Genomic DNA, 25798 nt, shown 5'->3' on the forward strand with positions numbered 1-25798 from the left:
GTGCCGCTCGGGACCCGCGTTCCCGTCAGAGCCTCTCGATGATCGTCACGTTGGCCTGGCCGCCACCTTCGCACATGGTCTGCAGTCCGAACCGGCCGCCGGTGCGCTCCAGTTCGTGCAGCAGCGTCGTCATCAGCTTCGCGCCGGTCGCGCCGAGGGGATGGCCGAGGGCGATCGCGCCGCCGTTGACGTTGACCTTCTCCGGGTCCGCGCCGGTCTCCTTCAGCCAGGCCAGCACGACGGGCGCGAACGCCTCGTTGATCTCGACGAGGTCGAGGTCGTCGATGGTGAGGCCGGTCTTCTTCAGGGCGTGCGCGGTGGCCGGGATGGGCGCGGTCAGCATGCGGATGGGGTCCTCGCCGCGCACGGACAGGTGGTGCACGCGCGCGCGGGGTGTCAGTCCGTGCTCGCGCACCGCCTGCTCCGAGGCCAGCAGCAGCGCGGCCGCGCCGTCGGAGACCTGCGAGGAGCAGGCGGCGGTGACGGTGCCGCCGTCGATGACGGGCTTCAGCGCGGCCATCTTCTCCAGGGAGGTGTCCCGGCGCGGGCCCTCGTCGGTCGTCACGTCCCGGTAGACGACGGTCTCGCGCGTGAAGCGGCCCTCGTCGATCGCGCGCAGTGCCCGGCGGTGCGAGCGCAGGGCGAACTCCTCCTGGTCCTGGCGGCTGATGCCCCACTTGGCGGCGATCATCTCGGCGCCGGCGAACTGGTTGACGGGCCGGTCCCCGTACCGGGCGCGCCAGCCCTCGCTGCCGGCGAAGGGGCCCTGGGTGAAGCCGAGCGGTTCGGCGGCCTGCCGGGTGGCAAAGGCGATCGGGATCTGCGACATGTTCTGCACGCCGCCCGCGACGACCAGGTCCTGCGTCCCGGACAGCACGCCCTGGGCGGCGAAGTGCACGGCCTGCTGCGAGGATCCGCACTGCCGGTCGACGGTCACGCCCGGCACCTCCTCGGGGAGTCCGGCGGCCAGCCAGCAGGTCCGTGCGATGTCCCCGGCCTGCGGTCCGACGGTGTCCAGGCAGCCGAAGACGACGTCCTCGACGGCCGCCGGGTCCACGCCCGAGCGGGCGACGAGCTCCTTCAGCACGTGCGCGCCGAGATCCGCCGGGTGCACCCCGGACAGACCTCCCTTGCGTCGCCCGACGGGCGTACGGACCGCTTCGACGATGTAGGCCTCGGCCATGTCAACTCCCTCATGCACAGGGGCACGTCAGTGGACTATTCGCGGACGGCGATGCCGTCCAGCACCATCGACAGGTACTGGCGGGCGATCTCCTCCGGGCTGTGCTGCCCACCGGGCCGGTACCAGGACGCGGCGACCCACACCGTGTCGCGGACGAACCGGTAGGTGAGACGTACGTCGAGGTCGGCGCGGAAGACCCGGGCCGCGACTCCGCGTTCCAGCGTGGAGAGCCAGGCCGTCTCGAACCTGCGCTGGGAGTCGGCGAGGAACCCGAAGCGTTCCTGCGCCACGAGCTGCCTGCTCTCCTTCTGGTAGATCGCGACGGCGGCGCGGTGCCGGTCGATCTCCCGGAACGACTCGGTGACCAGGGCCTCCAGGGTTTCGCGGGCGCCGAGCGGGGCCGCGAGGACGGTGTCGTAGCCGTCCCACAGTTCGTCGAGGAAGCTGCGCAGGATCTCCTCGAGCATCGATTCCTTGGAATCGAAGTGGTAGTAGAGGCTGCCCGCGAGCATGCCCGCGTGGTCCGCGATCTTGCGCACGGTGGTGGCGTTGTAGCCCTGCTCGGCGAAGACCTCGGCGGCGGTCTCGAGAAGTTCGCGGCGGCGCGCGGGCGCGGCGCTCACCTGGGGCTTCTTCTTCGTAGGTGGCTTCGTGGGAGGGGTCGTAGGAGGCACGCGTCCATTGTCCGCCTAGGGCGTGTTTCGAAAGTGGCGTCGTCTGCCCGAAGGGCAGGCCCGGCGGCGTCTGGTGCGTGCGATCGCAAGGCGGAGGGTCGCCCCGATACTGGTTGTACCGGGGTGATCCCGACAACGCGGCTGGGGGTCCCCCTTCTGGGGGAGTGCGTGCCAGGCCTCGCCGGGCAGACGGGACTTTCGAAACACGCCCTAGGGATGCTGGCCACTGACGGAGACCACTTCGCCGGTCATGTACGAGGAGTAGCCGGACGCCAGGAACACGATCACGTTGGCGACCTCCCAGGGCTCGGCGTACCGCCCGAAGGCCTCGCGGCCGGTGAGCTCCTCCAGGAGTTCGGCGGAGGTGACCTTCACCAGGTGGGGGTGCATGGCGAGGCTGGGCGAGACGGCGTTGACGCGGACGCCGTAGGCGGCGGCCTCGATCGCCGCGCAGCGGGTCAGCGCCATCACGCCCGCTTTCGCGGCGGCGTAGTGCGCCTGCCCGGCCTGGGCGCGCCAGCCGACGACGGAGGCGTTGTTGACGATGACACCGCCGCCGCTGTCGCGCATCCGCCGCAGGGCGGCCCGGGTGCAGCGGAAGGTGCCGTTCAGGGTGACGTCGAGGACGCGGGTCCACTGGTCGTCGGTCATGTCCGCGAGGGATGCGGTGCCGCCGAGGCCGGCGTTGTTGACGACGACGTCGAGCCTGCCGTGGGCGGTGACGGCGGCGTCGAACAGGGCCCGCACCTGGTCCTCGTCGGTGACGTCGCAGGGCTGGGCCGCCACCGACGCCGGCCCGAACTCCTCGGCCAGCGCGCTCTCGTGGGCCTTGAGCCGCCGGGTGTGGGCGTCGCTGATCAGCACGCGCGCCCCTTCCTCCAGGAAGCGCCGTGCGACGGCTCCGCCGATGCCGGCCCCGGCCGCGGCCGTGACGACGGCGGTGCGCCCCCTGAGCAGCCCGTGGCCGGGCACGTATGCCGGACTCTCGACGCCTGTCATGGAGCCACGCTAACCTACCAAACACTTGTTAGGGAAGAACGGCCCGTGAAAGGCCCGTGAAAGGCACCCGCAGGAGAGCACCCGAGGAGCGCCCGTGGATCTCACGCACTCCCCGCCGACGAGGCGTTCCGCGCCGAGGCCCGGGACTGGCTGCACGCGCATGTGCCGCCCGAGCCGCTGCCCTCGCTGGAGACCGCCGAGGGCTTCGCCGCGCACCGCGCGTGGGAGGCCGAACTGGCCTCGGACGGCTGGTCGGCGGTGAACTGGCCCAGGCGGTACGGCGGACGGGAGTGCGGTCTCGTCCGCTGGCTGCTGTTCGAGGAGGAGTACTACACGGCGGATGCCCCGGGCCGGGTCGGCCAGAACGGCGTGAGCCTCCTCGCCCCGACCCTGTTCGCGCACGGCACCGAGGAGCAGCGCGCGCGGGTGCTGCCCGCGATGGCGCGCGGCGAGACCGTGTGGGCGCAGGCCTGGTCGGAGCCGGAGGCAGGTTCGGACCTGGCCTCGCTGCGTGCCCGGGCAGTACGGGTCCCCGGCGGCTGGCGGCTCAGCGGCCAGAAGACGTGGTCCTCGCGCGCGGCCTTCGCCGACCGCGCCTTCGGTCTGTTCCGCAGCGACCCGGAGGCCGCGAAACCCCACCAGGGGCTCACCTACGTCATGTTCGACCTGCGGGCGAAGGGCGTCACCGTTCGGCCGATCGGCCGTCTCGACGGGAAGCCGGCGTTCGCCGAACTGTTCCTGGACGAGGTGTTCGTGCCGGACGAGGACGTGATCGGCGAGCCGGGCCAGGGCTGGCGGATCGCGATGGCGACGGCGGCCGACGAACGCGGTCTGACGCTGCGCTCCCCCGGCCGTTTCCTGGCTTCAGCCGAGCGGCTGCACGCGCTCTGGCGGGCCCGGGGCGCTCCGCAGCGCGCGCGGGCGCAGGTCGCCGACGCCCTGATCGGCGCCCGCGCCTACCAGTTGGCCACCTACGCGACCGCCTCCCGTTTCCTCGGCGGCGAGCGCGTCGGCGCGGAGGCGAGTCTGAACAAGGTCTTCTGGTCCGAGTACGACATCGCCCTGCACGAGACGGCGCTCGACCTTCTGGGCGAGGAGGGCGAGTTCGCCGAGGAGGAGTGGTCGCAGCGGTATGTCTTCGCTCTCGCCGGGCCGATCTACGCGGGCACGAACGAGATCCAGCGCGACATCATCGCCGAGCACCTGCTCGGCCTGCCGAGGGGGCGCCGGTGACGGTCTCGCCGCACACCGCCGCACCCAAGGCGCCCACGCCCGCGCCGCGCTTCCTCCTCGACGCCGAGCAGCGGGCCTTCGCCGGGTCGCTGGGCGCGATGCTGGCCGCGGCCGGCACACCGGCCGCGGTCCGCGACTGGAGCCGCGGCGAGCGGGCGGCCGGGCGGGCGCTGTGGTCGCGGATCGCCGAGGCCGGCGTCTTCGCACTGGCGGTCCCGGAGGCGTACGAAGGACTGGGCCCCAGGCCCGTCGAACTGGCCGTCGCCTTCGTCGAGTTGGGGCGGTATGCGGTGCCCGGCCCGCTGGTGGAGACGGTCGCCGCGGCTGCGGCGCTGAGCGCTCCGGGCCCGGCGGCCGGTCGGTTCCTGCCGGGCCTGGCCTCGGGTGAGTCGATGGCGACGCTGGCGCGGGAGGGCGGATACGCGCTGGACGGCGACGCGGCGACGGCACGGCTGGTGCTGGCCGCGGACGGACTGCGGCTCGCCCCGGGACACGGCCCGGTCCGCGCGTCCCTGGACCCGGCCCGCCGGCTCACCCGGCTGCACCCGGGCGGCGAACTCCTCGACCCCGATCCGGCCGCGGACCGCGCCCTGCTGTGGGCCCGTCTCGCCACCGCCGCGCAGGCGTTGGGCGTGGGCCTCGCACTGCTGGACCGGACGGTGGGGTATGTGAAGCAGCGCGTCCAGTTCGGCGTGCCCATAGGGTCGTTCCAGGCGGTCAAGCACCGGCTGGCGGACGCGAAGATCGCGCTGGAGTTCGCCCGCCCCCTGGTGCTGGGCGCCGCCGTGACGATGACCCCGGCGGACGTGGCCGCGGCGAAGGTGAGCGCCTGCGAGGCGGCGTACACGACCGCGCGCACCGCGCTGCAACTGCACGGCGCGATCGGCTACACGGCGGAGTACGACCTGTCCCTGTGGCTGACCAAGGCCCGCGCGCTGCGCACGGCATGGGGCGATCCGGACGCCTGCCGGACGGAGGTGCTGCGCGACCGCGCCTGAACCGCCACCGATGCGCGGGGCACGGCAGACCGGCGTCGCGGCCGCTCGGGGCCCGCCACGCGACACGGGCCCCGACCGGCCCGCCGCGCACACACGCACACACGCACACACGCACACACGGGGACGACGGACAGGAGGCGCGGGACGCGGGACGGTCAGCCCGTCACCTTCGCCACGAACGCGGCGAGGTGGGCGGTCGTCCGCTCGATCCGCTCCTCCAGTGTGATCGTCTCGTGCAGCCGCCCTCCCACGCCCGCGTCCCGCTTGCCCCGCACATACAGCGAGCAGGCGAGGTCGCTGCAGATGTAGGCGCCCACCGAGTTGCCCTGCTGGCCCGCCCGGCCGGCCTTCGGCGCGACCATCAGCGAGACGCCCCCGGAGTGGGTGGTCAGGCACAGCCTGCACATGCTGCGCCGGGCCTGCCCGAGCCCCCCGGCGGAGGTGCGCAGGGCGAGGGCCTTCAGCCTGCCGCCGAGCTCCACGGCGAGGTAGGCGCGGTCGGGGGCCTGGGGATCGCGCCAGCCCAGATAGTCCAGGTCGTCCCAGGGCCGGTCGGCGAGGTCGCGCGGTACGGACAGGCGCTTGGCCTCGCCCTTGCTGCAGTTCACGAACGCGGCACGGATCTCTGCTTCGGTCAGCGGCTTCATGCATGCGAGGCTAATTTGCCTAATATCTTTAGGCAAACAGATAATTGATTAAGGACACGAGGGCGGGTGCGGTACGGGCGGGGAGAAGGCGAGGACGGACATGGGCAGGGTCGGACTGACCACGGAGCGCCTGGTGCGGGCGGGCGCGGAGCTCGCCGACGAGGCCGGCTTCGAGGAGGTGACCGTCTCGGCGCTGGCCCGGCGGTTCGACGTCAGGGTGGCGAGTCTGTACTCGCACGTGAAGAACTCGCGGGACCTCCGGACCCGGATCGCGCTGCTCGCCCTCGAGGAGCTGGCCGACCGGGCCTCCGAGGCGCTGGCAGGCCGGGCCGGCAAGGACGCCCTGACCGCGCTCGCGAACGTCTACCGCGACTACGCGCACCAGCACCCCGGCCGCTACGCCGCCGCCCAGCTGCGGCTCGACCCCGAGACGGCGGCCGCGAGCGCCGGCGTCCGGCACGCGCAGATGACCCGGGCGCTGCTGCGCGGCTACGACCTCGCGGAGCCGGACCGTACACACGCGGTCCGGCTGCTCGGCAGCGTCTTCCACGGCTATGTCGGCCTGGAGCTGGGCGGCAGTTTCAGCCACAGCGCGCCGGACACGGACGAGACCTGGACCCGCGTCCTGGACGCCCTCGACGCCCTGCTGCGCAACTGGCCCGCCGCATGAGCCGCGCTCCCGAACCGGCCGAACCGGCCTGGGTCACGACGCCGGTCACCGCCGACCTGCTGCGCGGAGCCCTCGACCTGGAGCGCACCGAGCACGGCGTGCTGCCGCACCGGCTGCCCGCACGCGCGCGTGCCCAGTGCGCCGACCCGCAGCTCGCCATGGCCGAGTCCCAGCCGTCGGGTGTGCGGCTCGCGTTCCGCACCGCGGCCACCGCCGTCGAACTGGACGTCCTGCCCACGAAGCGGGTCTACGTCGGCGGCCCGCCCCTGCCGGACGGCGTGTACGAGCTGCTCGTCGACGGCCGCCCGGTCCGGGCCGCCGGCGCGACGGAGGGCGGCCGCGTCCAGACCGTCGACCTGGCGGCCGACACCGTCGACACGCGGTGCGGTCCGGTCGCCACCCTGCGGTTCACGGGCCTGCCGACCGGGGTCAAGGACCTGGAGATCTGGCTCCCGCCCACCGAGACCACCGAACTGGTGGCCCTGCGCACCGACGCCCCGCTGACCGCCGCCCCCGCGCACGGCCGCCCGGTCTGGCTGCACCACGGCAGTTCGATCAGTCACGGCTCGGACGCCGTGCGCCCCACCGCGATCTGGCCCGCCGTCGCCGCCCGGCTGGCCGAAGTGGAGCTGATCAACCTGGGCCTGGGCGGCAGCGCCCTGCTGGACCCGTTCACCGCTCGTGCGTTGCGGGACACTCCGGCCGACTTGATCAGCGTCAAGGTCGGCATCAATATCGTCAACCTGGACGTGATGCGGCTCCGTGCCTTCGCCCCGGCCGTGCACGGCTTCCTCGACACGATCCGCGAGGGCCGTCCGAGCACGCCCCTGGTGGTCGTCTCACCGATCCTGTGCCCGATGCACGAGGACACGCCCGGCCCCACCTCGCTCGACTTCGCCTCGGCGGCCGCGGGCCGGGCGTTGTTCCAGCCGATGGGCGATCCGGCCGAGGTGGCGTACGGGAAGCTGACCCTGCGGGTGATCCGCGCCGAACTGGCCCGGATCGTGGCCGAGCGCGCCGCCGACGACCCGCACCTGCACCACGTCGACGGCCTCGAGCTCTACGGCGAGGCCGACGCCGCCGGGACACCGCTGCCCGACGGCCTCCATCCGGACGCGGCCGGTCACCGTCTGATCGGCGAACGCTTCGCGCGGGTTCTCAGTGCCCGTCTCCCCCAGGTCCCGCCTGACCCGCCTGCCCCCCGTGGCCCGCGGTGAGTTCGCGGTACTCCTCGGGCGTCGGCTTGGGGATGTGACTGTCCGCCCCGAACATCGCCCGGGCCAGCCGCGCCCGCACCCGCTCGGAGACGGTGACCGGCCGCCGCACCCCGTTGTGGTCGACGAGCGGCCCGATCCCGTACGGCGGAGGCTGCTCGTGCTGGGTGAGGGTGAACAGCCGGTCCCGGCCGAGGGGTTCGTGGACCTCGATGTACTCGCCGTGCGGCAGGCGTCTGATGGTGCCCGTCTCCCGGCCGTGCAGCACCTTGTCGCGGTCGCGGCGCTGCAGTCCGAGACAGATCCGCTTGGTGACCACGAAGGCGACGACGGGGGCGACGAACACGGAGACCCGCACGAACCAGGTGATCGCGTTGATGGACAGATGCAGATGCGTGGCGACGATGTCGTTGCCGCCGCCGAGCAGCAGCACCGCGTACAGGGTCAGCCAGGCCACGCCGAGGCCGGTGCGCACGGGGGCGTTGCGCGGCCGGTCGAGGATGTGGTGCTCGCGCTTGTCGCCGGTGATCCACGCCTCCACGAAGGGGTAGACGCCGAGGGCCAGCAGGATCAGCGGGAAGAGCGAGAACGGGATGAGGACGCCCAGTTCCAGGGTGTGGCCCCAGGCGTTGATCTCCCAGCCCGGCATCACCCGGATCAGCCCCTCGGAGAAGCCGAGGTACCAGTCCGGCTGGGCGCCCGTCGTCACCAGGTCCGGCCGGTACGGGCCGAACGCCCACACCGGGTTGACGCTCGCGATCCCGCCCATCACCGCCAGCACGCCGAAGACCAGGAAGAAGAACCCGCCGGCCTTCGCCATGTAGACCGGCATGAACGGCATGCCGACCACGCTCTTCTGGTCGCGTCCGGGCCCCGGGTACTGCGTGTGCTTGTGAAAGAACACCAGGATGAGGTGGGCGACGACCAGCCCCAGCATGATGCCGGGCAGCAGCAGGACGTGGATCGGGTAGAACCGGGAGATGATGTCGTGCCCCGGGAACTCCCCTCCGAAGAGGAAGAACGACAGGTACGTCCCGACGATCGGGACGGACAGGATCGCGCCGTCGGCGAACCGCACGCCGGTGCCGGAGAGCAGGTCGTCGGGGAGCGAGTAGCCGGTGAGACCGGTGAGGATGCCGAGGAACAACAGCAGCCAGCCGAACACCCAGTTGACCTCGCGTGGCTTGCGGAACGCGCCGGTGAAGAACACCCGCATCATGTGCACGAGCATGCCGGTGACGAACACCAGCGCCGACCAGTGGTGGATCTGCCGGATCAGCAGCCCGCCGCGCACGTCGAAGCTGATGTCGAGGGTCGACTCGTACGCCCGCGTCATCCTGATGCCGTTGAGAGGCGCGTAGGAGCCGTGGTAGACGACCTCGGCGCTGCTCGGCTCGAAGAACAGGGTGAGATAGACGCCGGTGAGGATGAGGATCAGGAAGCTGTAGAGGCAGATCTCGCCCAGCATGAACGACCAGTGGTCCGGGAACACCTTGCGCAGGTTGGCCCTGGCCAGCGTGTACAGCCCGAGCCTCCCGTCGGCCCAGTCCGCGACCCGCTCACCCTTGCCGGGCTCGCCCCTCGGCCGTGAACTCCCTTGCCGCGTCGCCCCGTTCACCGATCCCGCGTACTCGCCCATACCTCGCCGCCTCCCCGTCGGATCTTCCTCAGGGTGGCACGGACGCCCCGCTGAGCCAACGGTGCGGACGGTTCCGGAGAGCCGCCGCCCCCGCCGCTACGGCCGTACGATCCCCTGCGCCCGGGCGGCCGTCAGCCACTGCGGGAACTCGCTCACGAGCCGGTCGTAGAGATCCGCGTCCGAGACCTTCCGCGGGTCCGGACCGGCGTGGAAGAAGCCGGCGTTGTCGACCGCCCGCTTCGCCGGGACGGGCAGTTCGTCGAGCTTGCGCAGGAAGTCGAACTGCTTGCTGCCGCGGTCGCCGAAGCCGATGAACTGCCAGAACAGGGGCAGCTTGGAGGCCTTGCAGAGATAGCGTTCGGCGGCCAGCTTGTTGATGGGGCCGCCGTCGGTCTGGAAGACGACCAGCGCGGGTTCCCGTGCGCCGCTGTCGAGGTAGTGGTCGATGACGGCGTCCATGGCGAGGTGGTAGCTCGTCTTGCCCATGTGTCCGAGGCAGGCCACGATGCGGTCCACCCGGCCGCAGTGGTCGTCGAGGGCGATGTCGGTGACGGCGTCGACGTCGGTGGAGAAGAAGACGACCGGCACCCGGCCGTCGTCGTCGAGATGGGCGGAGAGTCCCAGCACCCGGTCGGCGAGGGCCTGCACGCTGCCGTCCCGGTAGTACGGCTTCATCGACCCCGAGTAGTCGACGACGAGGTAGACGGCGGCCCGCTGCCCGTCGAGGCCGTGCTTGGCGAGGGACACCCCGGCGCTCTTGTAGAGGCTGACCAGCGCGGGTGCGGTCTCCTGGACCTTGGTGAGACTGATCGCGACCATGGCGCACAGCCTCCCACACTCACCGTCGTCGCCTCGGGAAACCGTCATCGCCTCGGGAACAGGTGTACGGAAATGGCGACGGCGCCTGCCCGGTCGTCCGGTCGGGGACTGTTGGGCAGGCGCCGTCAATGTTCCGCACGCCTTTGTACGGGACGTCTGGGTGCCTTTCGGCGGGGCCGTCAGACCATCAGCGAGCGGTCCGTCGGGCGGATGGGGGCCGGCAGGTCGCTCGCGCCGGTCAGGAACCGGTCGACGCCGCGGGCGGCCGAGCGGCCCTCCGCGATCGCCCACACGATGAGCGACTGGCCGCGGCCGGCGTCACCGGCGACGTACACGCCGGGCACGTTGGTCGCGAAGTCGGCGTCGCGCGCGACGTTGCCGCGCTCGTCGAGCTCCAGGCCGAACTGCTCCACCAGGCCGTTCTCCCGGTCGGTGCCGGTGAAGCCCATGGCGAGGGTGACCAGCTGGGCGGGGATCTTGCGTTCCGTGCCCGGCTTCGGGGTCAGCCTGCCCTCGACGAACTCGACCTCGGTGAGGTGCAGCCACTGGACGTTGCCGTCCTCGTCGCCCTCGAAGTGGGTGGTGGAGACGGAGTAGACCCGCTCGCCGCCCTCCTCGTGCGCGGAGGTGACCTTGTAGAGCATCGGGAAGGTCGGCCACGGCTGGCCCGGGTTCCGCTCCTCGCCCGGCCGGGGCATGATCTCCAGCTGGGTGACGGACGCCGCGCCCTGGCGGTGCGCGGTGCCCACGCAGTCGGCGCCGGTGTCGCCGCCGCCGATGACCACGACGTGCTTGCCCTCGGCCGTGATCGGGGGCGCCACGAAGTCGCCCTCCTGGACCTTGTTGGCGAGCGGCAGGTACTCCATCGCCTGGTGGACGCCCTTGAGCTCACGGCCGGGGACCGGCAGGTCACGGGCGGTCGTGGCGCCGGCGGCGATGACGACGGCGTCGTAGCGCTTCTTGAGGTCGGTCGCCTTGAGGTCGCGGCCGATCTCGATGCCGGTGCGGAAGCGGGTGCCCTCCGTGCGCATCTGCTCGATGCGGCGGTTGATGTGCCGCTTCTCCATCTTGAACTCGGGGATGCCGTAGCGGAGCAGGCCGCCGATGCGGTCCGCGCGCTCGTAGACGGCGACGGTGTGGCCGGCCCGGGTCAGCTGCTGGGCGGCGGCCAGGCCCGCCGGGCCCGAACCGATGACCGCGACCGTCTTGCCGGACAGGCGCTCGGGCGCCTGCGGGGCGACGTCACCGGTCTCCCACGCCTTGTCGATGATCGAGACCTCGACGTTCTTGATGGTGACGGCCGGCTGGTTGATGCCGAGCACGCACGCCGACTCGCAGGGAGCCGGGCACAGCCGCCCGGTGAACTCCGGGAAGTTGTTCGTCGCGTGCAGCCGCTCCTGCGCCGCCGACCAGTCCTCGCGGTAGGCGAAGTCGTTCCACTCGGGGATCAGGTTCCCGAGCGGACAGCCGTTGTGGCAGAACGGGATGCCGCAGTCCATGCACCGGCTGGCCTGCTTGCTGATGATCGGCAGCAGCGAGCCGGGGACGTAGACCTCGTTCCAGTCCTTCAGCCGCACGTCGACGGGGCGGGACTTGGCGACCTCACGGCCGTGGTTCAGGAAGCCCTTCGGGTCAGCCATGGGTCGCCGCCTCCATCATCTTCTCGGTGATCTCGGACTCGGAGAGTCCCGCTCGCTCGGCGGCGTCCTTGGCGGCGAGCACTGCCTTGTACGTGCTGGGGATGATCTTGCTGAAGCGCTCCACGGCGGCGTCCCAGTCGGCGAGCAGCTTCTCGGCGACCGTCGAGCCGGTCTCCTCGGCGTGGCGGCGCACCACGTCGTGCAGCCACTGCTTGTCGGTGTCGTCGAGCGCCTCGACGGCGTCCAGGTTGCCGGCGTTGACGTGGTCGCGGTTCAGGTCGATCACGTAGGCGATGCCGCCGGACATGCCGGCCGCGAAGTTGCGGCCCGTCTCGCCGAGGACCACCGCGTGACCGCCGGTCATGTATTCGCAGCCGTGGTCGCCCACGCCTTCGGAGACGACCGTCGCGCCGGAGTTGCGGACGCAGAACCGCTCGCCGGTGCGGCCGCGCAGGAACAGCTCGCCGCCGGTCGCGCCGTAGGCGATGGTGTTGCCCGCGATGGTCGAGTACTCGGCGAGGTGGTCGGCGCCCCGGTCCGGGCGGACGATCACGCGGCCGCCGGAGAGGCCCTTGCCGACGTAGTCGTTGGCGTCGCCCTCCAGGCGCAGCGTGACACCGCGCGGGAGGAAGGCGCCGAAGGACTGGCCGGCGGAGCCGGTGAAGGTGATGTCGACGGTGTCCTCGGGCAGGCCCGCGCCGCCGAACTTCTTCGTGACCTCGTGGCCGAGCATGGTGCCGACCGTGCGGTTGATGTTGCGGATGGAGACCTGGGCGCGCACCGGCTGGGCCTCGGTCGCGGAGTCCGCGGCGAGGGCGTCGGCGGCGAGCTTGATCAGCTCGTTGTCGAGCGCCTTCTCCAGGCCGTGGTCCTGCTCGATGACCTGGTGCAGGGCGGCGCCCTCGGGCAGGGCGGGCACGTGGAAGAGCGGGGCCAGGTTGAGGCCCTGCGCCTTCCAGTGGTCGACGGCGCGCTCGACGTCGAGGACCTCGGCGTGGCCGACGGCCTCCTCGATCGAGCGGAAGCCGAGCTCGGCCAGCAGTTCGCGGACCTCTTCGGCGATGAACCTGAAGAAGTTGACGACGTACTCGGCCTTGCCGGCGAAGCGGTCGCGCAGCACCGGGTTCTGCGTGGCGATGCCGACGGGGCAGGTGTCCAGGTGGCAGACGCGCATCATGACGCAGCCGGAGACGACGAGCGGCGCGGTCGCGAAACCGAACTCCTCGGCGCCGAGCAGCGCGGCGATGATCACGTCGCGGCCGGTCTTGAGCTGGCCGTCGGTCTGGACGACGATCCGGTCGCGCAGGCCGTTGAGCAGCAGGGTCTGCTGGGTCTCGGCGAGGCCGAGCTCCCAGGGGCCGCCCGCGTGCTTGAGCGAGGTCAGCGGGGAGGCGCCGGTGCCGCCGTCGTGGCCGGAGATGAGGACCACGTCCGCGTGCGCCTTGGACACACCGGCCGCGACCGTGCCGACGCCGACCTCGGAGACCAGCTTCACGTGGATCCGCGCCTGCGGGTTCGCGTTCTTCAGGTCGTGGATCAGCTGGGCGAGGTCTTCGATGGAGTAGATGTCGTGGTGCGGCGGCGGGGAGATCAGGCCGACGCCCGGGGTGGAGTGCCGGGTCTTGGCGACCCACGGGTAGACCTTGTGGCCGGGCAGCTGGCCGCCCTCGCCGGGCTTGGCGCCCTGGGCCATCTTGATCTGGATGTCGTCCGCGTTGACCAGGTACTCGGAGGTGACGCCGAAGCGGCCGGAGGCGACCTGCTTGATGCTGGAGCGGCGCGCCGGGTCGTACAGGCGCTCCGGGTCCTCGCCGCCCTCACCGGTGTTGGACTTGCCGCCCAGCTGGTTCATGGCGATGGCGAGGGTCTCGTGCGCCTCCTGGGAGATGGAGCCGTACGACATGGCGCCGGTGGAGAAGCGCTTGACGATCTCGGAGACGGGCTCGACCTCTTCGACGGGGATCGAGGGGCGGTCCGACTTGAGGCCGAAGAGGCCGCGCAGGGTCATCAGCCGCTCGGACTGCTCGTTCACCCGGTCCGTGTACTGCTTGAAGATGTCGTAGCGGGCCGTGCGCGTGGAGTGCTGGAGGCGGAAGACCGTCTCCGGGTCGAACAGGTGGGGCTCGCCCTCGCGGCGCCACTGGTACTCGCCGCCTATCTCCAGGGCACGGTGTGCGGGCGCGATGCCGGAGGCGGGGTAGGCCTTGGCGTGGCGGGCGGCGACCTCCTTGGCGACGACGTCGATGCCGATGCCGCCGATCTTGGTGGCGGTGCCGCTGAAGTACTTCTCGACGAAGGCGTCGTCGAGGCCGACGGCTTCGAAGACCTGGGCGCCGCGGTAGGAGGCGACGGTCGAGATGCCCATCTTGGACATGACCTTCAGGACGCCCTTGCCGAGGGCGTAGATCAGGTTGCGGATGGCCTGCTCGGGCTCCAGGCCGCCGAGGAAGGTGCCCGCGCGCAGCAGGTCCTCGACGGACTCCATCGCCAGGTACGGGTTGACGGCGGCCGCGCCGAAGCCGATCAGCAGGGCTACGTGGTGGACCTCGCGGACGTCTCCGGCCTCGACCAGCAGGCCCACCTGGGTGCGCTGCTTGGTGCGGATGAGGTGGTGGTGGACGGCCGCGGTGAGCAGCAGCGAGGGGATCGGCGCGTGCTCGGCGTCGGAGTGGCGGTCCGACAGGACGATGAGCCGGGCGCCGTTGTCGATGGCGGCGTCGGCCTCGGCGCAGATCTCGTCGATGCGGGCGGCGAGCGCGTCACCGCCGCCGTGCACCCGGTACAGGCCGGAGAGGGTCGCGGCCTTGAAGCCGGGCATGTCGCCGTCGGCGTTGATGTGGATGAGCTTGGCCAGCTCGTCGTTGTCGATGACCGGGAACGGCAGGGTGACGGTGCGGCAGGACGCGGCGCTCGGCTCGAGCAGGTTGCCCTGCGGGCCGAGGGAGGAGCGCAGCGAGGTGACGAGCTCCTCGCGGATGGCGTCCAGCGGCGGGTTGGTGACCTGCGCGAACAGCTGGGTGAAGTAGTCGAAGAGCAGCCTGGGCCGGGCGGAGAGCGCGGCGATCGGCGAGTCGGTGCCCATGGAGCCGAGCGGTTCGCCGCCGGTCTTGGCCATCGGCGCGAGGATGACGCGCAGCTCTTCCTCGGTGTAGCCGAAGGTCTGCTGGCGGCGGGTGACCGAGGCGTGCGTGTGCACGATGTGCTCGCGCTCGGGCAGGTCGCCGAGCTCGATCTCGCCGGCCTCCAGCCACTCGGCGTACGGGTTCTCGGCGGCGAGCTGCGCCTTGATCTCGTCGTCCTCGATGATGCGGTGCTCGGCGGTGTCGACGAGGAACATCCGGCCGGGCTGCAGGCGGCCCTTGCGGACGACCTTGGCGGGGTCGATGTCGAGGACGCCGACCTCGGAGCCGAGGACGACCAGGCCGTCGTCGGTGACCCAGTAGCGGCCGGGGCGCAGACCGTTGCGGTCGAGGACCGCGCCGACCTGGGTGCCGTCGGTGAAGGTGACGCAGGCCGGGCCGTCCCAGGGCTCCATCATCGTGGAGTGGAACTCGTAGAAGGCGCGCCGGGCCGGATCCATGGTGTCGTGGTTCTCCCACGCCTCCGGGATCATCATGAGCACGGAGTGCGGCAGCGAGCGGCCGCCGAGGTGGAGCAGTTCGAGCACCTCGTCGAAGGACGCCGAGTCGGAGGCGTCCGGTGTGCACACCGGGAAGATCCGCTCGATGGCCTGCTCGTCCTGGCCGAACAGGTCGGAGACGAGCTGCGACTCGCGGGCGCGCATCCAGTTGCGGTTGCCCTTGACGGTGTTGATCTCACCGTTGTGGGCGACGAAGCGGTAGGGGTGCGCGAGCGGCCACGACGGGAAGGTGTTCGTGGAGAAGCGCGAGTGGACGAGCGAGACGGCCGAGGCGAAACGGCGGTCGGACAGGTCCGGGAAGAAGGGCTCGAGCTGGCCGGTGGTCAGCATGCCCTTGTAGACGATCGTGCGCGCGGAGAGCGACGGGAAGTACACGCCGGCCTCGCGCTCGGCGCGCTTGCGCAGCACGAACGCCTTGCGGTCGAGGTCGATGCCGTGGCTCGTGCCGTCGCTCACGAAGATCTGACGGAAGGCCGGCATCGTGGAGCGGGCGGTCGCGCCGAGGAGTTCGGGGGCGACCGGGACCTCGCGCCAGCCGAGGACGGTGAGGCCCTCCGCGGCGGCGATCGTCTCGATCTGTGAGACGGCGGGCTCGGCGCCGTCCTCGGGGAGGAAGGCGATGCCGACGGCGTAGTGGCCGGCCTCGGGGAGCTCGAATCCGGCGACCTCGCGGAGGAAGGCGTCCGGGACCTGGGTCAGGATGCCCGCGCCGTCGCCGGAGTCCGGCTCGGAGCCGGTGGCGCCGCGGTGCTCGAGGTTGCGCAGAACGGTCAGCGCCTGCTCGACCAGCGCGTGGCTCGCCTCGCCGGTGAGGGTGGCCACGAAGCCGACGCCACAGGCGTCGTGCTCGTTGCGGGGGTCGTACATACCCTGCGCAGCAGGGCGAGCATCCATGAAGGACCAGTTCTGGCCATTCGCGGAATGCTGGGACGGCTGGCGCGGCGTACGCATCGGCTCTCCCGTCGTCGTCTCAGGTGGCATGTCTGCTGGCGAAGGGACGACGTTGGCCCTCTGCGGAACGCAAAATTTCGTGCAGGTTACATGATGGAGCGGTTCTCGGGAACCGGATACTCCGTTCCAGCATGCGGACGCCAGGGGTGCGCGGCGGGGGTTCCTCGCACGTGGCTGAAAGGTATGGAGGCCGGACGGGACGAGATCGGTCGGATCGTTGCCCGGCGGACCGAAGGGAGCGGCGTCACCCACCCCGCGAGTGCGCCGCAGGCGTCATTGCCCCCAGCGCTTACGGCTCATGCCCGCTGGTCATGCACTCGAAACCAGTCGGTAACGGCTGCCTATGCGGCCCAGCGCATAGGCAGCAGCCGATCTATCCTACGGCCGTTCCGAAGAAGCTGCCCAGGGCGTAGGTCACACCGGCCGCCGCACCGCCGAGGACCAGCTGCCGCAGCCCGCTGAACCACCAGGTCCGCGCCGTCACCTTGGCCACCACCGCGCCGCAGCCGAACAGGCCGAGCAGGGCGAGCAGCACGGCCGGCCACAGCGAGGAGGCGCCGAGCAGGTACGGCAGGACGGGCAGCAGCGCGCCCAGCGCGAAGGACCCGAAGCTGGACACGGCGGCGACCAGCGGGGACGGCAGATCCGACGGATCGATGCCCAGCTCTTCGCGGGCGTGTATCTCCAGGGCCTGCTCGGGGTCGCGCGACAGCTGGCGGGCGACCTGCCGGGCCAGCTCGGGTTCGACGCCCCGGGACTCGTAGAGCGCGGCGAGCTCGGCCTCCTCGTCCTGCGGGTGCTTGCGCAGTTCCCGCCGCTCGACGGCCAGTTCGGCCTCGACGAGTTCGCGCTGCGAGGCGACGGAGGTGTACTCGCCGGCCGCCATGGAGAAGGCGCCGGCGGCGAGCCCCGCGAGGCCGGTGACGACGAGGGTCTGCTGTCCCGCGGATCCGCCGGCGACGCCGGTCATCAGCGCGAGGTTGGAGACCAGGCCGTCCATCGCGCCGAAGACGGCGGGGCGCAGCCAGCCGCCGTTGACGTCACGGTGGGTGTGGTTGTCGCGGTGCGCCTCGTGCAGCGGCGCCTCGGTCTCGATGATGGCCACGGAGATCCCCCAGTAAGCTGAGCCAAAGCTAAGTTTAGACTGATTCTAAGTTCCTACAACGTGAAGATACGCCTCGGGATTCCGGCCCGCCACCAAGGAGAGGCTCGGCTAACCAGCACTTTTCCCTTCGAGCGCTCATTCGATCGACTATCCGCACAGATGTCGACCGGGTGACATATAGGGCGCCGAGGCTCGGGTCAACCGCCGACGGTGGGACACATCCGCAGACGGTTCCGCGCCCGAGCGGAGCCACGGTGGAGAGGCCCGCCCATGGCGACGATCCGTGAAAGAGCCCGCGGCGCCCTGCTCGGCCTCGCCGTCGGAGACGCCCTCGGCGCGCCCGCCGAGAACATGAAGCCGTCCGAGATCCGCGCCCGCTGGGGCCGTATCACCGGGTACGTATCCGACCGGCCGGCCGGCACGGACGACACCGAGTACGCGATCTTCTCCGGTCTGCTGCTCGCCCGGCACGGTTCCGCGCTCACCCCCGCCCACGTCGAGTCGGCCTGGCACCAGTGGATCGCCGACCGCGACGAAGGCCCCTTCCGCGGCGCGGGATTCAGCGAGCGCGGCACCCTGGAGAACCTCCGCCGCGGCCTCGCGGCGCCCATCTCGGCGCAGCACCGGCACGCCTGGAGCGACGGCCTCGCGATGCGCGCGGCCCCCTTCGGCGTCTTCGCCGCGGGCCGCCCGGCGGAGGCGGCCCGGCTGGTCGCGATCGACGGCGCGGTGAGCCACGACGGCGAGGGCATCTACGGCGGGCAGGCGGTCGCCGCGGGAGTGGCCGCGGCGATGGCCGGAGCGCCGCCGATCGCGGTGGTCGCCTCGGCTCTCGCGGTGGTCCCCGAGGACTCCTGGACGGCGCGCTCCCTGCGCCGGGCGGCGGCGGTGGCCCACCGGGGCGAGCGGGCCGTGCGCTCGGCCGTCGTCGTCGGCGGCTATCCGTGGACCGACCTGGCCCCGGAGGCCGTCGCCCTCGCGTTCGGCGCGTACGCGGCCGCCGACGGCGACTTCCGCGAGGCGGTCCTGACTGCCGTGAACATGGGCCGCGACGCGGACACCACGGCGGCGGTGGCGGGCGCCCTGGCCGGCGCCACCCGGGGGGTCTCGGCGATCCCGCCGGACTGGGCGGCGGCCATCGGCCCCGCGCGGGGCACCTGCCTGCCCTCGATGACGGGCCATCACGTGCTGGACGTGGCCGAACTGCTGGTGCCGGGCGAGGGCGGGAAGTGGGGCGAGGGCGTGGTCGTGGCGGAGATCGTGCCGAGCCTGATGAGCCCGTGCGGGCTCTCCCACCCGGACCCGACGTCCTTCACCCTGACGGCGGCAACGGCAACGGCAACGGCAACAGCGGCAGCGGCAGCGGCAGCGGCAGTAGCGACGGCAACGGCGAACGACAGCGCGGAGGCGTGCTCATGAAACCGCCCGCTCCCTGGGACGAGACGATGACGACCACAGCAGCAGCGGCAACCACAGCAGGCGCCACCACGGTCACGGCGGCGCCCTGCGCACCCGCACCGGCGCCCACACCCGACAAGGGCGCGCCACAGAGGCCGTCCGCCCCCGGCCGCGAGGGCCGCGCCGGAGCGGCGGGACGCCACCGCACCGGTGCGACGGGCCGGAGGGGCGAGCCCGCGGGCGACGCCGAGGCGGCCGAGACACGGGGGTCCGCCCGCCCGCGGCACGCGCGCCGCATCGAGGGCCTGCTGCTGGGCCTGGCCGCGGGCGACGCCGCCGGGTGGCCCGCCGCCCGCCATCGCGCCGCCCGGATGCCGGAGTGGACCCGCCGCCTGACCCGCGAGCTCGACACCTTCGCCGAACACAACGCGACGACCACCCTCCCCGTCCCCATCGCCCTGAACCAGCCCCCCGAACCCCTCCGGCTCGGCCCCTCCGACGACGCCGAGTGGGCGGCGTTCGCCGCCGAGGCGGTGCTGCGGGCCGGCGACGACACCGCCCTCGGCGACCTCGGCCGGGAACGCCGGATGCGCGCCGCCATCGACCTCACCTGGAACGCGATCGCCGGCGAGGTCGCGGCGGCGGCCGACCGCGCCCCGGAGGTCGAGTCCGCCGTCCTGCCCCTGCGCGCCCGCATCTCCGTGCGCGCCGGACTGGGCAACCTCGCCGCCGGTCTGCGTCCCCCCGCCACCGGCCACGACAACCCGCACTACTTCGACGACGCGGCCTGCGTACGCGCCTGCGTCCTCGCCGTGGCACACGCGGGCGACCCCGGCGCCGCCGCCGGCCTCGCCGAGTTCGACGCCCGCTACACCCAGGACGGCGACGGCGTGCACGGCGCCCGGGCGATGGCAGCGGCACTCGCGCTGGCCCTGGCCGGAGCGGACGTCGAGGCCTGTACGACGGCGGCGCTCGGCGAGCTCCCCGCACACACCGAGATCGGCCGCAACGCCCGGCACGCCCTGGACCTGGCCCGTGGCGCGCCGAGCGCGTTCGCGCTCATCCCGCTGCTGGAACACCAGATCGTCGACCACGTCTACAGCTACGGCATCGCGGCGGCTGAGACCGTGCCGGTGGCGCTGGCCCTGGCGACGGCGTCCGGCGGCCGCATCGGCGAGGCGGTGCCGGCCGCGGCCTGCCTCTCCCGGGTCGCCGACTCGGCCCCGGCCCTGGCGGGCGCGCTGACCGGGGCGCTCGGCGGCGCCGCCGCGATCCCCGAGGCGTGGCGCGACAGCTGCCGGGTCCTGTCCGGCTGCGCACTCCCCCGGCTCACCGGCACCGACCTCGTGGAACTCGCCGGACTCCTGGAAGCCGCACAACCGGCCCCACCAGGAGGATGATTCGATGCATGACGCCCAAAGCAGTTGAAAGCAGCGGGGCAGCCCTGGAGGAGCGGATCACCGCCGCACTGGTGGGCGCGGCCGTGGGGGACGCCCTCGGCGGCCCCGTCGAGGGCTACACCCCGGAGCAGATCCTCGAACGCCACGGCGGCCCCGTGCACGGCATCGTCGGGCCCTGGAACGGCGACGACTGGCGCACCGCCCGCCCCATCGCGCCGTACCACAAGGGCGACGGTCACGTCACCGACGACACCCTGATGACCCATGCGCTGATCAGGGTCTACGCCACGGTCCGCGACCACCTGGACGCCTACGCGGTCGCCGGCCACCTCGTCCCGGACCTGATGACGACGCCCCGCTGGATCCCGGAACTGGAGGCCGAGGCGCTCCCCCTGCACCGGATCTTCCTGGCGGAGAAATGGCTGGTCGCCCGGCTCCACTACGGCCACGTGGACCCGCGGGAGGCCGGTGTGGGCAACATCGTCAACTGCGGCGCGGCGATGTACATGGCCCCGGTGGGCCTGGTCAACGCGGCCGACCCGGCGGCGGCGTACGCGGAGGCGCTGGACGTCGCGGGCGCCCACCAGTCGTCCTACGGCCGGGAGGCGGCGGGCGTCTTCGCGGCGGCGGTGGCGGCCGCGTGCACGCCGGGCGCGACCGCGGAGTCGGTGGTGACGGCCTGTCTGGCGCTGGCGAAGGACGGCACGCGCACGGCGATCGAGAAGGTCTGCGAGGAGGCCGCCCGGCACGGCGACGCCGAGTCCGCGCTCGCCCCGCTCAGGGCGGCGGTGGCGCCCTACGACACGGTGGGACCCGACTACCGGCAGCCCTCGCTCGGCGCCCGCCGCCCCTCCCGGCTGCACGCGATCGAGGAACTCCCGGTCGCCCTGGGCATGGTGCTGGCGGCCGGCGGCGACTACCGCCGGGCGGTCCTCGGCTCCGTGAACTACGGCCGCGACTGCGACTCGATCGCCACGATGGCGGGCGCGGTGGCCGGCGCCCTCGGCTCGCCGGTCCCCGAGGACTGGTCGAAGCAGGTCGCCGAGGCCAGCCGCCTCGACCTGTGGCAGCCGGCGGCGACGCTCGCCGAGGTCGCCCGCGAGGTCTTCCACCGCGACGTCGAACGCCGCCGCACCCGCGAGCGGGCGTTCCGCACCCTCTCAGGCGGCCTCGCAGGCGCCCTCACAGGCATCCCCGAAGGCACCTTCGAAAGTGCCCTCGCAGGCTCCCCCGGAGGCTCCGGATGCTCCGACTGACCTGGGTCCAGCCGGAGGACCTGCTCGGCCACGAGCTGCGCCAGGCGGCCGAGGACGGCCGGGAGCCGTGGGCGGTCGCCGCCCGCTGGAGAGCGGCCGGGGGCTGCGAGGCGCCGCCCCGGGCCGGCGCGTCCGGGCAACGGGCCTCGGGCTATCTGCGGCTCCTCGCGGACGACCTGCTGGACGAACTGGCGGACCTGCCCAGCAGACTGGCCGAGGACGAGCCGACCGAACTCGAGAAGATCAAGGCGCTGTGCCCCCGATGGCCGGCCCGGCCGGCGGGCGCGAGGCCACCGGCGCCCGCGCAGGCCCGCCTGGAGGCGGCCTGGCTGGGCCGGGCCGCCGGCTGTCTGCTGGGCAAACCGGTGGAGAAGCTCCCCCTGGACGCCGTCCGCCGGCTCGCCCGGGCCGCCGGCAACTGGCCCCTGACCGGCTATTTCACCGCCCGGGGAGTCCCCCGCACGCTCCTCGACGAGCACCCCTGGAACCGCCGCTCGGCACCCACCTCCCTGGCCGAGAACATCGACGGCATGCCCGAGGACGACGACCTCAACTACCCCCTCCTCAACCTCCTGCTGCTGCAGCGCCACGCCAGGGGCTTCACCACCGCCGACGTGGCCCGGCTCTGGCTCGACGAACTCCCCGCGGGCCGCACCTTCACCGCCGAACGCGTCGCCTACCGCAACCTCCTCTGCGGCATCGAGCCCCCGCACACCGCCCGCCACCGCAACCCCTTCCGGGAGTGGATCGGCGCCCTGATCCGCGCCGACGTGCACGGCTGGACCAACCCCGGCGACCCGGCCGCCGCGGCCGAGCAGGCGCACCGCGACGCCGTCCTCACCCACACCGGCAACGGCGTCTACGCGGCGATGTTCACGGCGGCCGTCGTCGCCGCGGCCACGACCGGCGACCTCGACGTGCACGCCTGCCTGCGCACCGGCCTGTCCGTCGTCCCGCCCCGCTCCCGGCTCACCGTCGCCGTCACCCACGCCATCCGGCTCGCCGGGGAACACGCCGACTTCGACACCGTCGTCGACGAGCTCCACATCGCCCACCGAAGCGCCCACTGGGTGCACGCCGTCCCCAACACGGCCCTGATCGCCGCCGCCCTCACCCACGCGGACGGCGACTTCGCCGGCTCCATCTGCCGTGCCGTATCGGGGGGTTGGGACACCGACTCGGACGGCGCGACCGCGGGCGGCGTCGCCGCCCTGCTCACCGGCAGCCCGGCAGCCCTCCCCGACCGCTGGACGGCCCCCCTCAAGAACCGGCTGGCCACCTCCGTCGCCGACTTCGACGGCGTCGGCTTCGACGCCCTCGCCCACCTCACCCGGTCCCTCGTCCCTCGGGAGGCATCGCGCCCATGACCGACATCGTCGTGCTCGGCAGCACGAACATGGACCTCGTCGCCTACGTCGAGAAACCCCCGCAGCGCGGGGAGACCGTGACCGGACGGGAGTTCCGCACGATCCCCGGCGGCAAGGGCGCCAACCAGGCGACCGCCGCCGCCCACGCCGGCGGCGCCGTCTCCATCATCGGGGCAGTCGGCAACGACTCGTTCGGCGCCCGACTGCGCTCCACACTCGAGCACGCGGGCGTCAACACCGACCACCTGCGCACCGTCGAGGCCCCCTCCGGCACCGCGCACATCGTGGTGGACGACGACGGCGGCAACGCGATCGTCGTGGTACCCGGCGCCAACGGCACCGTCGACCATCTCGCCCCCGGCGACGAAGGTCTCATCGCCTCCGCGGACGCGCTGCTGCTGCAACTCGAAGTGCCCCTGGCCGCGGTCGTCGCGGGCGCGCTGGCGGCCCGGGCGCACGGCGTGCGCACGATCCTCACCCCCGCCCCCGCCCGGCCACTGCCGCCCGAACTCCTCGACACCATCGATCTGTTGGTGCCCAACGAGCACGAGGCGACCGCGCTCACCGGCCGCACCGACCCGCACGAGGCGGCCACCGTGCTGCTGGACAGCGTCCCCGAGGTGGTCATCACCCTCGGCGCGGCCGGCAGCCTCTACGCGGCCCGGGACGCCGCACCCCTCACCGTGCCCGCCCCGCGCGTCACCGCCGTGGACTCCACCGGCGCCGGCGACACCTTCGTCGGCGCCCTCGCGGTCGCCCTGGGCGAGGCACGGCCCGTACGGGAGGCGCTGGCCTGGGCGGCGGCCGCGGCCGCGCTCTCCGTCCAGCGCCCCGGCGCCTCCGCGTCGATGCCGTACCGCTCCGAGATCGACAAGCGGTACGCCTCATGACCGAACCCCTCATGACCGAACGCGTCATCGCCGCATCCCCTGGGGCCGGGCAGACCGCTCGGACCGCTCCCCTGCACGGCGTCCGGGTCCTGGACCTGGCCACCCTGTTCGCGGGGCCCCTCGCCGCCACCCTGCTCGGCGACTTCGGCGCGGACGTCGTCAAGGTCGAGCACCCCGACCGGCCCGACCCCTCCCGGGGACACGGCCCGTCCAAGGACGGCGTGGGCCTGTGGTGGAAGCTCCTCGGCCGCAACAAGCGCAACGTCACCCTGAACCTGTCCACGCCCGGCGGCCGCGACACCCTGCTGCGGCTCGCCGCAACGGCCGACGTGATCATCGAGAACTTCCGCCCCGGCACCCTGGAGAAGTGGGACCTCGGCTGGGCGGAACTGTCGGCGGCCAACCCCCGGCTGGTCCTCGCCCGGGTCACCGCCTTCGGCCAGTTCGGCCCCTACGCGCACCGCCCCGGCTTCGGCACCCTCGCGGAGGCGATGAGCGGCTTCGCGGCGATCACCGGCGAACCCGACGCCCCGCCCACCCTGCCGCCCTTCGGCCTGGCCGACTCGATCGCCGGCCTGGCCACCGCGTACGCCGTCATGACGGCCCTCACCGCCCGCGACCGCACCGGCGAGGGCCAGGTCGTCGACATGGCGATCATCGAGCCCATCCTCACCGTTCTCGGCCCCCAGCCCCTCTGGTACGACCAGCTGGGGTACGTCCAGGCCCGCACCGGCAACCGGTCCGCCAACAACGCCCCGCGCAACACCTACCGCACGGCGGACGGCACCTGGGTCGCCGTCTCCACCTCGGCCCAGTCGATCGCCGAGCGCGTGATGCGCCTGGTCGGCCGCCCGGAGCTGATCGACGAGCCGTGGTTCGCCACCGGCGCCGAGCGGGCCGCCCACACCGACGTCCTCGACGAGGCGGTCGGCTCCTGGATCGCCCGGCACACCCGCACCGACGTCCTCGCGGCCTTCGAGAAGGCGGAGGCGGCGATCGCCCCGGTCCAGGACGTCCGGGACGTGCTGTCCGACCCCCAGTACCAGGCCCTGGACACCGTCACCGCGGTGGACGACCCGGAGCTCGGCCGGATCCGTATGCAGAACGTCCTCTTCCGGCTCTCCGCGACCCCCGGCGCGATCCGCTGGGCCGGCCGCCCGCACGGCGCCGACACGGACGCCGTCCTGACCGAACTGGGCCTGACAGCGGACGAGCTGAGCACGCTGCGCGAGGCGGGCGCCCTGTGAAGAAACCCCCACTGACCTGGCTCTACGTTCCCGGTGACCGTCCGCAGACCGTCACCAAGGCCCTCGCCTGCGGCGCCGACGTCGTCATCGTCGACCTGGAGGACGCGGTCGCCCCGGACCGCAAGGAGTACGCCCGCGCCGCCACCGCCGAACGCCTTTCGGAACCCCAGCCGGTACCGGTCCACGTCCGGGTGAACTCCCTGGACACCCCCTACGCCGCGGCGGACCTGCGCACGGTGGCCGCCCTCCCCGGCGTCTGCGGACTGCGCCTGCCGAAGGTGACGGCCCCGCACCAGATCACCCGGGTCGCCGAGAGCGTGCCCAGGAGCGACCGCGGCGTCACGCCCCTGCACGCCCTGCTGGAGACCGCCCTCGGCGTCGAACACGCCTACGCCATCGCCCGCGCCCACCCCTCCCTGCGCGGCATCGCCCTCGGCGAGGCGGACCTGCGCGCCGATCTGGGCGTCCGCCACGACGCGGGCCTCGACTGGTCGCGCTCCCGTGTCGTCGTCGCCGCCCGGGCCGCCGGACTGGCGCCCCCGCCCCAGTCGGTCCACCCCGACATCCGCGATCTGGACGGCCTGGCCACCAGCTGCGCCCACGGCCGCACCCTCGGCTTCCTGGGACGCGCCGCCATCCACCCCCGGCAGCTCCCGATCATCGAACAGGCCTACCTGCCGACCCGGCAGGAGCTGGAGGACGCCGAGACGATCGTCAAGGCTGCCATCACCGAACGGGGCGCCCAGGCCCTCCCGGACGGACGGTTCGTCGACGCGGCGGTGGTGGCGGCCGCACAGCGCACGCTGGCCCTGGCCGACCGGGACTGAC

20 protein-coding genes are annotated in these 25798 nt (G+C 72.8%); 11 read left to right on the plus strand and 9 right to left on the minus strand.

Features of this window, described 5'->3' with window-relative positions; translation table 11 throughout:
* Window positions 1–25: 25 nt before the first annotated feature.
* The 3 genes from QA802_RS11660 to QA802_RS11670 form a co-directional block, all read right to left on the minus strand.
* Complete coding sequence (locus tag QA802_RS11660) at window positions 26–1183, minus strand: acetyl-CoA C-acetyltransferase (RefSeq protein WP_334520928.1); 1158 nt, start codon at window positions 1181–1183, stop codon at window positions 26–28.
* Between the two features lie 35 nt (window positions 1184–1218).
* Entirely contained in the window at window positions 1219–1806 is a 588-nt protein-coding gene (locus QA802_RS11665; RefSeq protein WP_334520931.1) for a TetR/AcrR family transcriptional regulator, read from the minus strand.
* A 261-nt stretch (window positions 1807–2067) separates the two neighbouring features.
* Complete coding sequence (locus QA802_RS11670) at window positions 2068–2856, minus strand: SDR family oxidoreductase (protein ID WP_334520933.1); 789 nt, start codon at window positions 2854–2856, stop codon at window positions 2068–2070.
* 162 nt (window positions 2857–3018) lie between these two features.
* Here QA802_RS11670 and QA802_RS11675 point away from each other — a divergent pair, with 162 nt between their 5' ends.
* The gene (locus QA802_RS11675) at window positions 3019–4089 is read left to right on the plus strand and encodes an acyl-CoA dehydrogenase family protein (RefSeq protein WP_443042090.1); all 1071 of its coding nucleotides are present in this window, start codon (window positions 3019–3021) and stop codon (window positions 4087–4089) included.
* A gap of 98 nt (window positions 4090–4187) precedes the next feature.
* Window positions 4188–5087 (plus strand): acyl-CoA dehydrogenase family protein, encoded by a 900-nt coding sequence (locus QA802_RS11680; protein WP_443042270.1) that lies wholly within the window; start codon window positions 4188–4190, stop codon window positions 5085–5087.
* A gap of 155 nt (window positions 5088–5242) precedes the next feature.
* On the opposite strand, the gene QA802_RS11685 is transcribed toward QA802_RS11680, so the two are convergent.
* Window positions 5243–5734, minus strand: coding sequence for an FBP domain-containing protein (locus tag QA802_RS11685; protein WP_334520937.1), 492 nt, complete (start codon window positions 5732–5734; stop codon window positions 5243–5245).
* A 100-nt stretch (window positions 5735–5834) separates the two neighbouring features.
* On the opposite strand from QA802_RS11685, the gene QA802_RS11690 reads away from it, so the two are divergent.
* Both QA802_RS11690 and QA802_RS11695 read left to right on the plus strand, forming a co-directional pair.
* Window positions 5835–6404 (plus strand): TetR/AcrR family transcriptional regulator, encoded by a 570-nt coding sequence (locus QA802_RS11690; protein ID WP_334520939.1) that lies wholly within the window; start codon window positions 5835–5837, stop codon window positions 6402–6404.
* The gene (locus QA802_RS11695) at window positions 6401–7621 is read left to right on the plus strand and encodes a GDSL-type esterase/lipase family protein (protein ID WP_334520941.1); all 1221 of its coding nucleotides are present in this window, start codon (window positions 6401–6403) and stop codon (window positions 7619–7621) included. Before QA802_RS11690 ends, QA802_RS11695 begins: the two co-directional genes overlap by 4 nt.
* On the opposite strand, the gene qcrB is transcribed toward QA802_RS11695, so the two are convergent.
* The 5 genes from qcrB to QA802_RS11720 form a co-directional block, all read right to left on the minus strand.
* Window positions 7563–9257, minus strand: coding sequence for a cytochrome bc1 complex cytochrome b subunit (gene qcrB, locus QA802_RS11700; protein WP_334520944.1), 1695 nt, complete (start codon window positions 9255–9257; stop codon window positions 7563–7565). The two genes, QA802_RS11695 and qcrB, sit on opposite strands and share 59 nt — an antisense overlap.
* 96 nt (window positions 9258–9353) lie before the next feature.
* Window positions 9354–10076: a vWA domain-containing protein gene (locus tag QA802_RS11705; protein ID WP_334520947.1), complete on the minus strand. Its 723-nt coding sequence runs from the start codon at window positions 10074–10076 to the stop codon at window positions 9354–9356.
* Between the two features lie 179 nt (window positions 10077–10255).
* Window positions 10256–11716, minus strand: a complete 1461-nt coding sequence (locus QA802_RS11710; RefSeq protein WP_334520950.1) for a glutamate synthase subunit beta — start codon at window positions 11714–11716, stop codon at window positions 10256–10258.
* Complete coding sequence (gene gltB, locus QA802_RS11715; protein WP_334520953.1) at window positions 11709–16307, minus strand: glutamate synthase large subunit; 4599 nt, start codon at window positions 16305–16307, stop codon at window positions 11709–11711. Before gltB ends, QA802_RS11710 begins: the two co-directional genes overlap by 8 nt.
* 373 nt (window positions 16308–16680) lie before the next feature.
* A complete protein-coding gene (locus tag QA802_RS11720) occupies window positions 16681–17412 on the minus strand; it encodes a VIT1/CCC1 transporter family protein (RefSeq protein WP_334520955.1) in 732 nt (243 codons plus the stop codon).
* 270 nt (window positions 17413–17682) lie between these two features.
* On the opposite strand from QA802_RS11720, the gene QA802_RS11725 reads away from it, so the two are divergent.
* Genes QA802_RS11725 through QA802_RS11755 form a run of 7 tightly spaced genes read left to right on the plus strand, consistent with a single transcriptional unit; the run spans window position 17683 to window position 25797 of the window.
* Window positions 17683–18831, plus strand: coding sequence for an ADP-ribosylglycohydrolase family protein (locus QA802_RS11725; protein WP_334520958.1), 1149 nt, complete (start codon window positions 17683–17685; stop codon window positions 18829–18831).
* Window positions 18832–18857: 26 nt separating this feature from the next.
* Window positions 18858–20210 (plus strand): ADP-ribosylglycohydrolase family protein, encoded by a 1353-nt coding sequence (locus QA802_RS11730; protein WP_443042271.1) that lies wholly within the window; start codon window positions 18858–18860, stop codon window positions 20208–20210.
* 8 nt (window positions 20211–20218) lie between these two features.
* Window positions 20219–21466 (plus strand): ADP-ribosylglycohydrolase family protein, encoded by a 1248-nt coding sequence (locus QA802_RS11735; RefSeq protein WP_319167487.1) that lies wholly within the window; start codon window positions 20219–20221, stop codon window positions 21464–21466.
* Window positions 21454–22833 carry an ADP-ribosylglycohydrolase family protein gene (locus QA802_RS11740; RefSeq protein WP_334520965.1) on the plus strand — a complete coding sequence of 460 codons (1380 nt, stop codon included), beginning with the start codon at window positions 21454–21456 and terminating at the stop codon, window positions 22831–22833. Before QA802_RS11735 ends, QA802_RS11740 begins: the two co-directional genes overlap by 13 nt.
* The gene (gene rbsK, locus QA802_RS11745) at window positions 22830–23723 is read left to right on the plus strand and encodes a ribokinase (protein ID WP_334520968.1); all 894 of its coding nucleotides are present in this window, start codon (window positions 22830–22832) and stop codon (window positions 23721–23723) included. Before QA802_RS11740 ends, rbsK begins: the two co-directional genes overlap by 4 nt.
* A gap of 11 nt (window positions 23724–23734) precedes the next feature.
* On the plus strand, window positions 23735–24970 hold the full coding sequence (locus QA802_RS11750; RefSeq protein ID WP_334534551.1) for a CaiB/BaiF CoA transferase family protein: 1236 nt from the start codon (window positions 23735–23737) through the stop codon (window positions 24968–24970).
* The gene (locus QA802_RS11755) at window positions 24967–25797 is read left to right on the plus strand and encodes an HpcH/HpaI aldolase/citrate lyase family protein (RefSeq protein WP_334520972.1); all 831 of its coding nucleotides are present in this window, start codon (window positions 24967–24969) and stop codon (window positions 25795–25797) included. The genes QA802_RS11750 and QA802_RS11755 overlap by 4 nt, the downstream gene beginning before the upstream one ends.
* Window position 25798 lies beyond the last annotated feature (1 nt).

The sequence above is a fragment of the Streptomyces sp. B21-105 genome (assembly GCF_036898465.1).
Classification (GTDB): domain Bacteria; phylum Actinomycetota; class Actinomycetes; order Streptomycetales; family Streptomycetaceae; genus Streptomyces.

Bases quoted from the DNA above. Each gene is read 5' to 3' on its own strand.
- QA802_RS11695 (WP_334520941.1), top strand. From the start codon at position 6,401: ATGAGCCGCGCTCCCGAACCGGCCGAACCGGCCTGGGTCACGACGCCG.
- QA802_RS11685 (WP_334520937.1), bottom strand. From the start codon at position 5,734: ATGAAGCCGCTGACCGAAGCAGAGATCCGTGCCGCGTTCGTGAACTGC.
- gltB (WP_334520953.1), bottom strand. From the start codon at position 16,307: ATGCGTACGCCGCGCCAGCCGTCCCAGCATTCCGCGAATGGCCAGAAC.
- rbsK (WP_334520968.1), top strand. From the start codon at position 22,830: ATGACCGACATCGTCGTGCTCGGCAGCACGAACATGGACCTCGTCGCC.
- QA802_RS11710 (WP_334520950.1), bottom strand. From the start codon at position 11,716: ATGGCTGACCCGAAGGGCTTCCTGAACCACGGCCGTGAGGTCGCCAAG.
- QA802_RS11750 (WP_334534551.1), top strand. From the start codon at position 23,735: ATGACCGAACGCGTCATCGCCGCATCCCCTGGGGCCGGGCAGACCGCT.
- QA802_RS11735 (WP_319167487.1), top strand. From the start codon at position 20,219: ATGACGCCCAAAGCAGTTGAAAGCAGCGGGGCAGCCCTGGAGGAGCGG.
- QA802_RS11740 (WP_334520965.1), top strand. From the start codon at position 21,454: ATGCTCCGACTGACCTGGGTCCAGCCGGAGGACCTGCTCGGCCACGAG.
- QA802_RS11660 (WP_334520928.1), bottom strand. From the start codon at position 1,183: ATGGCCGAGGCCTACATCGTCGAAGCGGTCCGTACGCCCGTCGGGCGA.
- QA802_RS11705 (WP_334520947.1), bottom strand. From the start codon at position 10,076: ATGGTCGCGATCAGTCTCACCAAGGTCCAGGAGACCGCACCCGCGCTG.
- qcrB (WP_334520944.1), bottom strand. From the start codon at position 9,257: ATGGGCGAGTACGCGGGATCGGTGAACGGGGCGACGCGGCAAGGGAGT.
- QA802_RS11670 (WP_334520933.1), bottom strand. From the start codon at position 2,856: ATGACAGGCGTCGAGAGTCCGGCATACGTGCCCGGCCACGGGCTGCTC.
- QA802_RS11725 (WP_334520958.1), top strand. From the start codon at position 17,683: ATGGCGACGATCCGTGAAAGAGCCCGCGGCGCCCTGCTCGGCCTCGCC.
- QA802_RS11680 (WP_443042270.1), top strand. From the start codon at position 4,188: ATGCTGGCCGCGGCCGGCACACCGGCCGCGGTCCGCGACTGGAGCCGC.
- QA802_RS11730 (WP_443042271.1), top strand. From the start codon at position 18,858: ATGACGACCACAGCAGCAGCGGCAACCACAGCAGGCGCCACCACGGTC.
- QA802_RS11690 (WP_334520939.1), top strand. From the start codon at position 5,835: ATGGGCAGGGTCGGACTGACCACGGAGCGCCTGGTGCGGGCGGGCGCG.